The organism is Mycobacterium sp. HM-7 (genome assembly GCF_053852335.1).
In genome coordinates this window covers 3,712,436-3,726,007 of sequence record NZ_CM132657.1, presented here as the reverse complement: position 1 = coordinate 3,726,007, position 13,572 = coordinate 3,712,436, and the positions used below count along the sequence as shown (strand labels likewise).

General features: G+C 66.7%; 11 protein-coding genes. All 11 read right to left on the bottom strand.

Annotation, left to right across the window (positions count from 1 at the left end; genetic code table 11):
* Positions 1-19: 19 nt before the first annotated feature.
* From ACWW1C_RS17895 to ACWW1C_RS17845, 11 genes are read right to left on the bottom strand one after another with little or no spacing between them, the layout of a single operon-like run.
* Positions 20-1,438, bottom strand: a complete 1,419-nt coding sequence (locus tag ACWW1C_RS17895; protein ID WP_455979631.1) for an aldehyde dehydrogenase family protein — start codon at positions 1,436-1,438, stop codon at positions 20-22.
* 32 nt (positions 1,439-1,470) lie between these two features.
* A complete protein-coding gene (locus tag ACWW1C_RS17890) occupies positions 1,471-3,183 on the bottom strand; it encodes a thiamine pyrophosphate-binding protein (protein WP_455979630.1) in 1,713 nt (570 codons plus the stop codon).
* Positions 3,184-3,195: 12 nt separating this feature from the next.
* Complete coding sequence (locus ACWW1C_RS17885) at positions 3,196-4,140, bottom strand: acyl-CoA dehydrogenase family protein (RefSeq protein WP_455979629.1); 945 nt, start codon at positions 4,138-4,140, stop codon at positions 3,196-3,198.
* Entirely contained in the window at positions 4,137-5,303 is a 1,167-nt protein-coding gene (locus ACWW1C_RS17880; protein ID WP_455979628.1) for an acyl-CoA dehydrogenase family protein, read from the bottom strand. Before ACWW1C_RS17880 ends, ACWW1C_RS17885 begins: the two co-directional genes overlap by 4 nt.
* On the bottom strand, positions 5,300-6,190 hold the full coding sequence (locus tag ACWW1C_RS17875) for an acyl-CoA dehydrogenase family protein (protein WP_455979627.1): 891 nt from the start codon (positions 6,188-6,190) through the stop codon (positions 5,300-5,302). The genes ACWW1C_RS17880 and ACWW1C_RS17875 overlap by 4 nt, the downstream gene beginning before the upstream one ends.
* Positions 6,187-7,335: an acyl-CoA dehydrogenase family protein gene (locus tag ACWW1C_RS17870; RefSeq protein ID WP_455984342.1), complete on the bottom strand. Its 1,149-nt coding sequence runs from the start codon at positions 7,333-7,335 to the stop codon at positions 6,187-6,189. The genes ACWW1C_RS17875 and ACWW1C_RS17870 overlap by 4 nt, the downstream gene beginning before the upstream one ends.
* 16 nt (positions 7,336-7,351) lie before the next feature.
* Complete coding sequence (locus ACWW1C_RS17865; protein WP_455979626.1) at positions 7,352-8,518, bottom strand: CaiB/BaiF CoA transferase family protein; 1,167 nt, start codon at positions 8,516-8,518, stop codon at positions 7,352-7,354.
* The gene (locus ACWW1C_RS17860; RefSeq protein ID WP_455979625.1) at positions 8,511-9,422 is read right to left on the bottom strand and encodes an SDR family NAD(P)-dependent oxidoreductase; all 912 of its coding nucleotides are present in this window, start codon (positions 9,420-9,422) and stop codon (positions 8,511-8,513) included. The genes ACWW1C_RS17865 and ACWW1C_RS17860 overlap by 8 nt, the downstream gene beginning before the upstream one ends.
* On the bottom strand, positions 9,423-11,261 hold the full coding sequence (locus ACWW1C_RS17855; RefSeq protein ID WP_455979624.1) for a flavin-containing monooxygenase: 1,839 nt from the start codon (positions 11,259-11,261) through the stop codon (positions 9,423-9,425).
* The gene (locus ACWW1C_RS17850) at positions 11,258-12,610 is read right to left on the bottom strand and encodes an aromatic ring-hydroxylating oxygenase subunit alpha (protein ID WP_455979623.1); all 1,353 of its coding nucleotides are present in this window, start codon (positions 12,608-12,610) and stop codon (positions 11,258-11,260) included. The genes ACWW1C_RS17855 and ACWW1C_RS17850 overlap by 4 nt, the downstream gene beginning before the upstream one ends.
* The gene (locus ACWW1C_RS17845; protein WP_455979622.1) at positions 12,610-13,461 is read right to left on the bottom strand and encodes an SDR family NAD(P)-dependent oxidoreductase; all 852 of its coding nucleotides are present in this window, start codon (positions 13,459-13,461) and stop codon (positions 12,610-12,612) included. The genes ACWW1C_RS17850 and ACWW1C_RS17845 overlap by 1 nt, the downstream gene beginning before the upstream one ends.
* Positions 13,462-13,572 lie beyond the last annotated feature (111 nt).

Here is a 13,572-nt window from a genome sequence, read left to right as displayed (position 1 = left end):
ACCCGTGACACATCCCGGGCTACCCGTGCCCGAGCACGCTCTTGGTCTCCAAGTACTCGTGGAAACCTGCCTCGCCCCACTCGCGGCCGTTGCCGCTGTGCTTGTAGCCGCCGAACGGTGCGTTCATGTCGAAGGCGTGGTTGATCGAAATCCAGCCGGCGCGGATTCGCCGGGCCACCGCGCGGGCGGCGTCGACGTCGGCACCCGAAACATAACCGGCCAGGCCGTATTCGGTGTCGTTGGCGATGTCGACAGCGTCGTCGATGTCGTCGTATCCCAGCATGCACAGCACCGGCCCGAAGATCTCCTCGCGGGCGATGGTCATGTCGTTGGTGACGTCGGCGAACACCGTTGGGCGGACATAGAATCCACGATCCAGACCGTCCGGCCGTCCCTCGCCCCCGGCTACCAGGGCGGCGCCGTCGGCGACCCCCTTGGCGATCAGGCCCTGGATACGCTCGAACTGGGCGCGCGAGGCGACCGGTCCGATGGCCTTCGGGTCGTCGACGTCCCCGACCCGCACGCCCGCGATGGTCTCCGCGGCGATCGAAGCGGCTTCCGCCATCCGGGCGTTCGGCACCAGCATGCGTGACGGGGCGTTGCAGCTCTGGCCCGAATTGGGCATCATCGCCGAGACTCCGGCGGCCACGCTGGTGGCGAAGGCCTCGTCATCCAGCACGATGTTCGGGCTCTTGCCGCCCAGCTCCTGGCTTACCCTCTTGACGCTCGACGCCGCGGACTTCGCGACTTCGATACCGGCCCGCGTCGAGCCCGTGAAGGACACCATGTCGATGCCGGGATGGCTCGAAATGGCCGCTCCCACACCGGCTCCGTCACCGAACACCAGGTTGTAGACCCCGGCGGGGACGCCCGCGGCCTCGATGACCTCGGTGAAGATCTGTGCCGAGAACGGGGCGACCTCCGAGGGCTTGAGCACGACGGTGCAGCCGGTCGCCAGCGCCGGAAACACCTTGACCGCGATCTGGTTGAGCGGCCAGTTCCACGGCGTGATGAGCCCACAGACCCCGATCGGCTCGCTGGCCACCAACGTGTTGCCGAGCTGGCGCGAGAACTCGAAATTCTTCAGCACCTCGATGGCGGTCATCAGATGACCGATACCGAGCTGCACCTGCGCGCCGGCGGCAAGTGCCGGCGGCGCGCCGATCTCCGCACCGACCGCTTCGGCGAGATCGCCCTGGCGCCTGAGGTACTCGGCGCTGATCGCCTGCAGCACATCGAGGCGTTCGGCGCGGCTGGTCTGCGACCACGAGCCGAACGCGCGTCGCGCGGCCTCGACCGCTTTGTCCACGTCGGCCGCCGAGCCTAGGGCGATGCGGCCGGCGACCTCTTCGGTGCTGGGGTTCTCGACATCCAGCGGGTTCAGCTCGACCGGGTCGACCCACTGCCCGTCGATGTAGAACTGCAGATACTCGCGCATTGCCTCTCCTTCACTATGTGCCCTCGAAGTCTTCACTGGGTGCCCTCGGCGTACCAGGTACGGAATCGGTCGTACTTGGGCATCTCTTCGGAGTTTGCCTTCGGATCGATGCACACGTGCACGACTCCGACCTTGCCGCTGGCGTAGGCCCGCGCGATAGCCGGGCCGATCTCGTCTTCCTTCTCGACGTACTCGCCGTGGCAGCCGAAGCCCTCGGCGATCTTGTCCATCCGGACGTCCTTACTCCAGTGCACGCCGGGCTGCGGCGACGGCTGTTCGAAGGTCCGCTTGTAGACGCCGACCTCCAGGCCCCACTGATGGTCGACCCCCACTACACATACCAGCGGAACCCCCTCGCGCGCGGCGGTTTCCAGCTCAGCGATGTGGAACAGGAAAGCCGAGTCGCTGGTCAGTAACATGACCGGGCGTTTGCGGCCTTCGGCGATCGAGGCGCCGACGGCGTAGGGGAGACCGGTGCCCAGGTGGCCGAAGTTCTGATTCCAGATGACATCGCGCGGTTTGGACTGGGAGTAGGTCCACTGGAAGATGACGGTGGCGCCACCGTCGCGCACCATGATGCCGTCCTCGAGTTCGTTGAACGCTTTGGTGGCCTCGACGACGTAGCGCGCCGAATGGATCGGTGCCCGCCCGGAGGGGGCATTCGCCGCGAGTTGGGCGAGTTCAGTGGAGTCGGCCGTGATCAGCGTGTCGAGGTTCGCCGATGGCGTGCGCGGGGTGTCGCGCAACTGCTCGACGAGTTGTGGGACAACGCCGCGCAGGTCGCCGACCAACGCCACGTCGAACGAACGATTGACGCCGATGGCGGTCGGATCCTGTTCCACGTACACCCACTTGCGGTTCGCGTTGCCTGCCGCCCAGTGCTGGGTCCGGCCGTAGTGCATGGGTTCGCCGAGTTCGGTGCCCAGCGCGACGCACAGGTCGGATTCCTCGACGGCCTGGTTCGCGGCCGGTGAGAACAGGTACGGGAACGTCCGGTCCTGCAGGCCGGGGATGAAGGACGTGCCACCGGAGGTCTGGATGACGGGGCAGTTCATCAGCTCGGCGAGTTCTTTGACCTCCTGCTGGGTGCGTGATGTGTGCACGCCGTGACCGACCAGCAGGATCGGGCTCTCGGCCTCCCGGATCAGCTTCGCGGCCTCGGCGACCTCATGCGCGCCCGCGCCCTGATTGACCAGCCGGTAGGTCGCAGGGCTCGGTGCCTCGGCGACGTCGAGTTCGTCGAGGATCACGTGCGATGGGAACTCGACGTAGGCCGGGCCCGGGGTGCCCGACATCGCCCGGCGGATCGCCTCGTGGATGATCTCGTCGGTCTGATCCGCGTACTCGATGGAGCTGCTGTATTTCACCGAGGGTGCGAAAAGAGCTTCCTGCTGGACGAATTGGATTCGTCCGCGGCGCACGCGGCGTTCGGTGATGCGGGCGCGCTGTCCGCCCAGGAAGATGACCGGCGAGTTCTCCACCAGCGCACACATCATCGCGCCGGCGATGTTCGCGACGCCCGGCCCGAGCGTGCCGATGCACAGACCCGGCTTCCCCGTCATCCGCGAGGCGGCCTCGGCCATGAAGCCGGCGCTCAGTTCGTGGTGCGGCGCCACGACGGACCAGCCGCGGGCTTCGGCCTCGGTGAACATGTGCACGAAGTTCGGGTCCGGAATGCCGAACAGCGTGTTGACGCCCTCGGCCTCGAACAGGTCGAGAATGCGTTTGTAGACCGGTACACCCATGTGAAGCTCCTTCTATCGGTAGCGCTTGGCCAGTTGTCTGCGATGTGCCGCAGGAGAGCCGAACAACGAACGGTTGAGTGCGGCGCGTTTGAGGTAGACGTGGAGCCCGCTTTCCCACGTGTAGCCGATGCCGCCGTGTAGTTGCACGGCCTTGCCCGCGACGTCGACGGCCATGCCGGTGACATACGCCTTGGCCATCGACGCGGAGGCGTCCGCCCTGCCCCGCACCACGGATTCGACTGCGGCACCGACGAGTTCACGGGCCACCGCTACCTGGACCAGCATGTCGGCGCAGGCATGTTTGACTGCCTGGAACGAGCCGATCGGTCGGCCGAACTGCCGGCGCACCTTTGCGTACTCCACTGTCGCGGTGAGCATCGCTTCCGCGATGCCGAGGCTGTCGGCGGCGACCGCCACCGCGGCCCGATCACGCAGGAGGCCGATCGGGTTGGTGGCGCCGGCAGCGAATCGCAGGGTTTCGGCCGGGCCGTCGGGGACCACGGTGGCCAGGCGCCGCGTCTCGTCGAGCACGGGCCGGCGCGTGGCATGCGCCTGCACGACGGAGACGCCGTCAGTGGTGACGAGCAGGACGTGGTCGGCGCCCTCGGCGTCCGGGATGAAGTCGTGCGAATCCATCGCGACGGCCGGCCGGATGCTGCCGGACGCCACGCGGGTGAGCAGGTTGTCACGAATATCGCTGGGCGCCAGGGCCTTCAGTACTCCGACCGTCAGCACCGCGCTGCCCAGGTAGCTGGTGCCGCCGGCGGCGCGACCCATTTCCTCGCAGATGACGGCCACCTCGGCGAACGTCGCCCCGGCGCCGCCGAGTTCCTCGGGCACCTCGAGACCGACCCAGCCCGCCTCGACGAGGGACGACCACTCGACGTCGCGGCTCTTGGCCAGCAGATCACCGGCCACCGAACGCAGCTCGGCATGGAACTCGGTGAAATCGGTCATGGCGTACTCGCTTCTCGCGGCAGGCCCAGACCACGCTCGCCGATGATGGTGCGCTGAATCTCGCTGGCCCCACCGGGAATGGTCCACTCCCACGACCCGATGAAGTCGAGCAGCCACGAACCCGACTCCCAGCCACTGGACATCGGCTTCGCCAGATCGGTGTGGACATCCAGACCACCGGCTTCGACGCCGAAATCGGTGAGTCGTTGCAGCAACTCGCTGTAGAACAGTTTGACGATCGACGCGTCGGCGGGATTGCTCGCGCCCGCTCCTTCATCATGCGCGTTCTCGACCAACCGGCGGCACAAACCGCGCAGACCGGTGATCTCGATCTCCAGCTGGGCCAGCCGGTCGGCAACCACCGGATCGTCGGTGGGGCACATCGCGACGAGCCGGCGGAAACCGGTGTGGGCCAGGCGCTCCGACAGTTCCAGCATGGTCAGGCCACGCTCCGCCCCCAACGTCTCCTGCGCCACCTGCCATCCGGTGTTTTCCGCACCGACGAGGTTCGCCGCAGGGATGACCACATCGGTCAGGAAGATTTCACAGAAGTGCGAGTCGCCCATCGCATTGCGGATCGGCCGCACCTCGATGCCGGGACTGCGCATGTCGAGCAGAAAATATGAAATACCTTGACGTTTGGGCGCATCGGGATCGGTGCGCGCGAGCAGCAGGCACCAGTCCGCGTGCGCGCCGCCGCTGGCCCACAGCTTCTGGCCGTTGACGATGTACGCATCACCGGACCGGCGTGCGGAAGTGCGCAGACTCGCCAGGTCCGAGCCGGCTTCGGGCTCGGAGAAGCCCTGCACCCAGATTTCGCCGTCGAGGATCGCCGGAAGATGTTGCTGCCGTTGTTCTTCGGTGCCCGCGGCCAGCAGAGTCGCTGCCGCGTGGTGGATGCCGACGAATGCCAGGACCAGCCGGGGCGCATCGTGCGCCGCCAACTCCTGGTACAGCACGATCTGGTCGGCCACGCTCATGCCGCCGCCCCACTCGCGGGGCCAGTGGGGAACGGCGAACCCCGCAGCGTGCAGCTCCGCGAACCAGGCTTTCTGGAAGCGCACGAATTCCGTTTCCGGGACGCCGGTCTGAGCGCGTCGCCAGTCGCGGGGGACATGCTCGTCGCACCAGGAGCGCACGTGTTCGCGGAAGCCGGCGGTCACGACATCCTCCGTGTCAGTTCGGCTTTCGTCGCGGAGAGCCCCAGCGGCAGTCGGCGCAGCGGCTGGCTGTACCGCGACAGCCACGAGAGGGTGGTCTCGTCACAGAAGCCGACGGCGCCGTGCAGCTGGTGGCACACCCGGAAGACGACATCAGCAGCTTCGATGGCCGACATCCGGAGTGCCAAGGCATCATTGGCGGCATCGGGCCGGCCGGCGCCGACACTCCACAACGCATGTTTGGCCAGGATGTCCAGCCCGCTACGTTCCACCTCGGCATCTGTCAGCTGGAACTGCACCCCCTGGAACGACGAGAGGGGGACGCCGAACTGCTTGCGCATCGTGACGTGCGCGACGGTGAGTTCCATCGCGCGGTCCAGCATGCCCAGGAGCGTCCAGCACGGCAGTACCAGAGCCAGCGCGACATCGGCGGCGCCGCGGTCATCGACGGCCGACAGCTCGAGTGGGGCCACGAACCCCGGGGCGGCCGGCCCATGTCCGATAACTGCGCTACGGATGCCGGCGATGGTGACGGTTGCCCAGGGTCCCTGGATTCCGGCGACGGGCGCGGCTGGGTTGACGTCGGCGACGACCGACAAGCCCGAGACATCGAGATCGACCGGCCGGGACAGTATTTCCGCCACCGGGTAGGGCAGCGCCCAGTACCCGGCGCTGCGGCACAGCGTTGCCGCCGCCTCCAGCTCGTCGGTGTCGTCGCGCGCGTTCAGGTCCCAGGCGCCCAGCTCTCGCAGCACGCTGTCGACGAGCTCGGCCCGCGTGTCCGGCTTGGCCTCGGCCTGCTGCACGAGGGCGTCGCCGCCGGCCGCTTCGAACGCCCGAAGCGCCTGTCGGCCGAACTCTGCGGCCTGTTCGTCGACATCGAGGATCATCCTGCCGCCAACAAGGCGCGGGACAGCAGAATGCGCTGCATCTCGATACTTCCGGACGACACCGTCGACGCCTGCGAGTAGCGCCAGTGGTCGGCCACCTCGGCCTTGAACCACCGGGTGTACGTGCTGTCATCGGTCACCTCGGCGGCCAGATCGGTCAGCACCTCGGCGCTGTCCTGGTCCAGACGGGTGACGGCGATGCGGTATGCCGCCGCATCGCGCGGTTGCACCTGTCCGGTGGCCTGAAGAGCGACCACCCGGTACGCCATCAGGCGGGCCCGTCGGCAGTGCGTCATCATGCGGACCCACCTGCTGCGCAACTCATCCGGCAGCGACTGCCACCGGTCACCCAGGGCCGTCGGCGCCGCCGCCAGGAGCCGCTCACACCGTGCGTAACGGGCGATGCCGACCCGTTCGAAGGACATCACGTCCTGCACGATCGACCAGCCGTGATCGACCGTGCCGAGCACGTCGGCGGGGGTGACCCGAAGCTCGTCGATGAACACCTCGTTGAGGTGGTGGGGCCCGAGCATGGTGCGGATGGGTCGCACCTGGATCGCCGGATCATCCATGGGGACAAGGAAAATCGTGAGTCCCTGTTGCTTCTTCTCCTGACGGGAGGTCCGCGCCAGCAGGAAACACCACTGCGCCATGGTGGCGTAGGACGTCCAGATCTTCTGCCCGGTGATCCGCCAGCCGTCGCCGTCGGGCCGTGCGGTGGTGCGTAGCGACGCGAGGTCCGAGCCTGCCTCCGGTTCAGAGAAACCCTGGCACCAGATCACCTCGCCGCGGGCGATCGGCGGAAGGTGCTGCTGCCGTTGCTGTTGGGTGCCGTGGCGCATGATGATCGGGCCGACCCAGTTGACGCCCATGTACTGGGCACCCCGCGGCTCGTGGTGCGCCCACATCTCCTCGCGCACCACGGTCTGTTCCCACACCGAACCGCCACGACCGCCGAACTCCTCCGGCCAGGCCAGGCACAGCAGCTCGTGGTCGGCAAGCACACGGCAGAACCGTTGTGCCACCGCGAGGTCCGTCGGATCATCGGTGAAGGCGCCCAGGAAGTCGTCCGGCACATGCTCTTTCACCAGGTCGCGGAGTTTCCGGCGCAATCCGTCTGCGTCGGCGCCCATCTCGAAATCCATGGTCATCGGTGGCTGCTCACAGTTCGCTCAACACCTCGTCGGTATCGGCACCCAACATTGGTGCGGGACCTGCGACGCGGCCGGGGGTGCGGGAAAACCAGGTGGGGACACCGGGAAAGCGCACCGGGCCGTGTGGGGTGTCCACCGTTTCAAACAGGCCCACCGCGTTGAGATGGGGGTCGTCGAACAATGCGTCGGGGGAGTTCAGCGGTGCGGCCGGGATTTCCAGGGCGCGGAACAGACTCAGCCATTCTTCGGTCGTGCGTTCCTTCATGGTCTCGGCCACCAGCCCGTACACCGTGTCGATGTTTCGGGCGCGTTGTTCCAGCGTGGCGTACCGGTCGCTGGCCCACGGCGGTTGCACGGCATCGATGAATGCCGTCCAGTGCCGGTCGTTGTAGATCAGCGCGGCGATCTCGCCGTCGCTGGTGCGGTAGGGACGGCGGTTGGGTGCCACGGTGCGCGGGTAGACGGCGGGGCCGAGGGGTGGGTCGAACATGGCGCCGTTCGCGTGCTCGACGAGCATGAAGGAGGCCATGGTCTCGAACATCGCCACTTCGACCTCCTGCCCCTCGCCGGTACGTTCGCGGTGGAACAGCGCCATGGTGGTGGCGTAGAGCGCGGTGAGCCCGGCGATCTTGTCCGCCATGATGGTGCCGACGTAATCGGCCTGTCCGGTGAGCTGCGCCTGGACGGCGGGCAGCCCACATTCGGCTTGAATGGTGTCGTCGTAGGCGGGCCGGTCGCGGTCCGGTCCGCGGCGCCCGTATCCGTAGCAATTCGTGTACACGATGCGCGGATTGAGCGCGGCCACGTCGTCATATCCGAAGCCCAGCCGGGCGATCGCCTTGGCGCGCATCGAATGGATGAAGACATCGGCCGTATAGCACAGTGCTCGCAGCGCCGACCTGCCGGCGTCGGTGCGCAGGTCGAGTACCACGCTGCGCTTGCCGCGGTTGACGTTGACGAACACCCCGCTCATGCCCGGTGCCGGACCCACCGAGATGAAACGCGTGTCATCACCTTGCGGCGGTTCGACTTTGATGACGTCGGCGCCCATGTCGGCCATGATCTGCGTGCAGTAGGGCCCCATCACCATGGCGGTGAGGTCGACGACGCGTAGGCCGTGCAACGGTCCACTGGCCGGTCCACGGGCCGGTCCACGGGCCGGCCCGCTAGCCATGAGCGGCCATCGCGAAGCTGTAGCGGATGTGATCGCCGTGTCCGTCGGGGACGACGGGGAAGCTCACCGGATCACCGGCGTGCCGGATGGTGGCCGACTGCGCCGCCACGTCCTCGATGGACCACGACGGCCGGTACACCCCGGGGGTTTCGGAGACCACGGCCCGCGCCACGCGGCCGGCCAGTGCGACGAAGATTTCTCCGGTGACCGGGCAGGATTCGTGGGACAGCCAGCCGACGACCGGGGCCACGAGTTCGGGTGACATCGGGGGATAGGCCGACGTGTCGATGCCATCGGCCATCCTCGTGACCGCGGCGGGCACGACGACGTTGCAGTTGACCCCGTCGGCAGCCCCCTCCAGCGCAACGACATTCGACAGGCCGATCACACCGGCTTTGGCGGCAGCGTAATTCGCCACCTCGTGGTTTCCGTACAGTCCGCCGATCGACGAAGTCAGGACGATGCGGCCGTAGCCCGCATCGCACATCACCGGAAAGGCCGGCCGCACAACATGAAACGCACCGCGCAGGTGGACGTCGAGCACCGCGTCGAAGTCGTCGGACGTCATGTCCCGTAGCCGCGCCCGCCGGACGTTACCGGCGTTGTGGATCAGGATGTCGAGGCGTCCGTAGCGTGCCAGCGCGGCATCGATGATGGCCCGGCCACCGGTCGGGTTGTCCACCGAGTGGGTGCACGCGACAGCCATGCCGCCGGCGGCGGTGATCTCCCGCACCACGTCGTGGGCCGGACCCTCGTCGACCCCGTGACCCGATATGGTGCCGCCGGAGTCGTTGACGACGACGCTGGCTCCGCGCGAGGCGAGCAGCAGGGCGTACGCGCGCCCCAGCCCTCGTCCCGCACCGGTGACGACGGCGACGCGACCGTCGAATCTCAAGTCGGACATCTAATTTCCCAGCACCAGGCCGTCGAGGTCGCCGGCGTCCCGCCACGCCTTCAGCAGATCGTCGAACGCGTAGAAGCCGGGCGTGTAGACCTCGCCGAGGAATGAGCGCGTGGCGTCGCCGAAGCCGCGGCCCTCATTGTTGTAATAGCCTGGCGTGCAACTGTTGTCGAAGGCTGTGTTGTCGAAGGCGAGCTCCCGGATGGTGGCCACCCACGCGTCCTGGCCCTGCTGGCTGGGTTCGACGGTGGCGGCGCCGCGGTCGATGGCCTCGGCGATGATGTAGGCGATGTGCTCGGCCTGCTGCTCGAACATCGCGGTGGTGTTCGCCGACACGCCACCCTGGATGAAACCCGTGTGGAACTGGTTCGGGAAGCCGCGGCTCGTCATTCCATGGAGCGTCTGGTAGCTGTCGCGCCAGTGGTCGAACAGCGATACCCCATCGCGGCCCTCGACCGCATCCATCGCGTAGCGGCGGCTGATCTCGGTCGAGATCTCGAAGCCACTGGCGAAGATGACGCAATCCACCTCGTACTCAGCACCGTTCGCGACGATGCTGGTCCGGGTCAGCCGTTCCACACCCTGTGATTCGGCAACGTCGACCAGCGTGACGTTGGGCCGGTTGAAACTCGGGAGGTACTCGTCGCTGGACGTGGGCCGCTTGCACATGAAGCGGTAGTACGGCTTCAGCGCCTCTGCGGTGCCGGGATCGTCGACCAGGTCGGCGATGCGGCGGCGCAGCCGTTCCATGATCTTGTAGTCCTCCTCTTCCCGCATCGCCATGATCTGTTCGATGCCGAGGGCGGTGGGGTCAGGGCTTGCGGCGATGCGAGCCGTCAGATTGCGGCCGAGTTCGGTCCAGAAATCGCACACCTGGTCGGCCGCGTCGAACACCACGCCCTCGAAGGGTGACCACCGGTGGAAGTTGCGTTTGCGCTCGGCCTGCCAGCCCGGCTGCAGCGACTCGGCCCACGCCGGATCGGTGGGTTCGTTGCCGCGGAAGTCGACCGACGACGGCGTGCGTTGAAAGACGTAGAGGTGCCGGGCATCCCGACTGAGGTGCGGGACCAGCTGCACGCCCGTCGCACCGGTGCCGACCAGGGCGACGCGCTTGTCGGCGAGCTTGTGGAGCCCACCGCTCGCGTCACCGCCGGTGTAGTCGTAATCCCAACGGGCGGAGTGAAAGACGTGCCCCTGAAAGTCCTTGATGCCGGGGATGCCCGGCAGTTTCGGCCGGTTGTAGGAGCCCTGGGTCATGACGACGAAGCGGGCCCGGATGTCGTCGCCGCGGTTGGTGGTCAGCCGCCACCGCTTGATGTCCTCGTCCCAGCACACGGTGCGTACCTGCGTCGAGAAGAGGGCACCGTCGTACAGCCCGAAGTGTTTCCCGATGTGCTGGCAGTGCGCGAGGATTTCGGCGCCGTCGGCGAACTTCTTCGACGGCATGAAGTCCAGTTCCTCCAGCAGCGGGATGTAGCAGTAGGCGTCGTTGTCGCATTGGATTCCGGGGAAGCGGTTCCAATACCACACTCCGCCGAAGTCGCCGCCTGCCTCGATGACGTGCACGTCATCGACGCCGGCCTTCGTCAGGTAGGCCCCTGCCAAGAGTCCGGCGATCCCGCCGCCCAGGATCACCACCTCGAGCTCCGCGTCGATCGGCGCGCGCGGGGTCACGGGGGTGTGCGGATCGGTGTCCGAGAAGTCGGCGTAATCCCCAGCGGCTTCGAGGTATTGGGCTGAACCCTCGGGACGAACTCGCTTCGCGCGTTCCTGTGCGTACTTCTCGCGCATCGCGTCGATGTCGACGTCGGGCGTCTGGGTGGGACCGCACGGCTGGTTCATCGCAACTCCTGTGGTTCTCCGGTGCCCATGTACTTCGAGAGCTGGTGGTGCAGATTCACGGTGCTGCGTTCGCGGTAGGGGTTGGGCTTGGTGCCGGGGAAACCCGCCGATTTCATGCCCTGCTGTACCGCGGCCATGTTCGAGAAGTCCTGGGGCAGCACCGACAGCCAGTTCGGGCTGTCCTTCGGTGTGTACTCCCATTGCGTCTGCGGCTCTTCGCCTTTCGGGTACAGCTCGAACACCGCGACTTCGAAGATGCACTTGTTCGGGTCATAGGTCGGATCCGGTCGGGCCGTGTAGCACAACGCACTGGTCAGCCCCTGGCCGATCTGGAAGTTCGGGAACAGTTGCCACGCCGTGCCGCTCTGGCCCAGCACGTCGGCGGGGATCGTCGGCCAGACGACCCCACGCGCCTCGTCATCGCGGCGCGCTGAAGACAGCCAGTGCTCGAGAACCTTGTCGGCCGGGGTGTCCTCCGGCAGTTCGTCGACCAGGCGCTTGGCGGCGTCCACGAGCGTCTGCGTGGTCGTCGCGTTGGTCTCTTCCATTGTGTAGACCTGCATTTCGGCGGTCGAGATGCGCGGGTCGCCGATGCCGAGCCGGATCTTGGACTTGGTTTCGTCGAGACCCTTCGGTGCGTCGTAGCCGATGTTGCTGTGCCGGCCCTGCGCTTTGGCCCACCCCTTGAACTCACCGAACCGGTTGAATTCCGGATGGGTGGTGAAAACGTGGTAGGTCTCGTTGAAGGCCTCCATCGCGACTTTCCAGTTGCAGTCGAAGTTCAGCCACTTGCGCCACTTGTAGCGCATGTTGTCCAGCCGGAACGGGTCGAGAATCTTGGCTGCCGGAAAGAGGTAGTCCGCCAACGGTTCACAGTCGGCGTCCATGTTGATGAACACCCAGCCGCCCCAGGTGTCCACACGCACCGGCGCCAGGTGCGTGTTCTGTGGGGTCAGCGCACCCTGCCAGTCATCCTGTTCGCGGATGTGCGTGCACGCGCCGTCGAGCCCGTAGGTCCAGCCGTGGAATCCGCACACGAAGCTCTTGGGGGTGCGTCCGCTCGTGTTCTTCGCGCCCTCGGGGGTGTCGATCAGCCGGCGGCCGCGATGCATGCAGACGTTGTGGTGCGCAGTGAATGACGAGGATGAATTCCCGGTTTCTGTGCGGACCACGATGATCGAGTCGTCGAGGATGTCGTACGTCAGGTAACTGCCGATCTCCGGCAGTTCCTCGACCCGTCCGACCTGCTGCCAGACCTTGCGCCACAACCGATCCCGCTCCGCGCGGGCATACTCGGGGCTGACATAGGCGGCTACGCCGATCGTTGTCGGCTGTGACAGTTCCTCCATCACATCTCCTTGATCGTCGTGCGGAAGGTCTCGTCCTTGAGGAACAGCGAGGTGTGGTCGGGGCCGAGGTGGCTCCACTTGAGATTGAGGCCGCCGTCGACCAGCAGGGTTTGGCCGGTGATGTAGCTCGACAGGTCCGACAGCAGGAAAAGGATTGCGCCGGCCTGTTCTTCGGCGTTTCCGCGGCGGCCCATCGCGATGGCCGCGCGATCGCGGCCAGGGTCGTCGTCGACATAGGTCGCCGAGGCGGCGGTCTGGGTGACGCCGGGGGCGACGGCGTTGACTCTGATGTCGTGTGCCGCGAGCTCGACCGCCATGGTTCTGGTCATCGCCACGACCGCCGCTTTGGCCGTGCCGTACGCGATGTGAAAGGGCGCGGTGTTCATGCCGCTGACCGATGAGATCGAAACGATGGACCCCGGACGCCCTGCGGTCCGTAGCTCGTTGGCCACGGCCTGGCTCATGAAGAACGCCGTCTCGAGATTGCGGGTGAACAACTCTCGCCAATCTGCCCGGGTTACCCGTGTCGAGGGCATCCAGGTGTGCGGGTCGGCGCCGCCCGCGACGTTCACCAGGCCGTGCAGGTCGCCGTCGGTCCGACGCGCCTGGTCGATGACCGCGGCGATACCGGCGTCGGTCGACACATCTGCGGCGACGGGGATGACCGCGAGGCCGTTGGCCGCCAATGGCGCGACGTGCTCGTCGAGGTTCGCCTGCGAACGGCTGACGGCGATCACCGTCGCTCCTGCTTCGGCAGTCATCCGGGTCACCGTGGTGCCGATGCCACCGCCGCCGGCGCCGGAGACGACGACGACGCGGCCGTCCAACCTCAGGAGTTCTGTGGCCGACATACTAATTGTCCGGACAACATAGCGTGTTCTGCATATTGGAGAACACTATTCCGCAGGGAGAATCGGCTCGTCAAGAGGTTCGGCGCGAAGATGTCGCCCTATTGTCTGGAC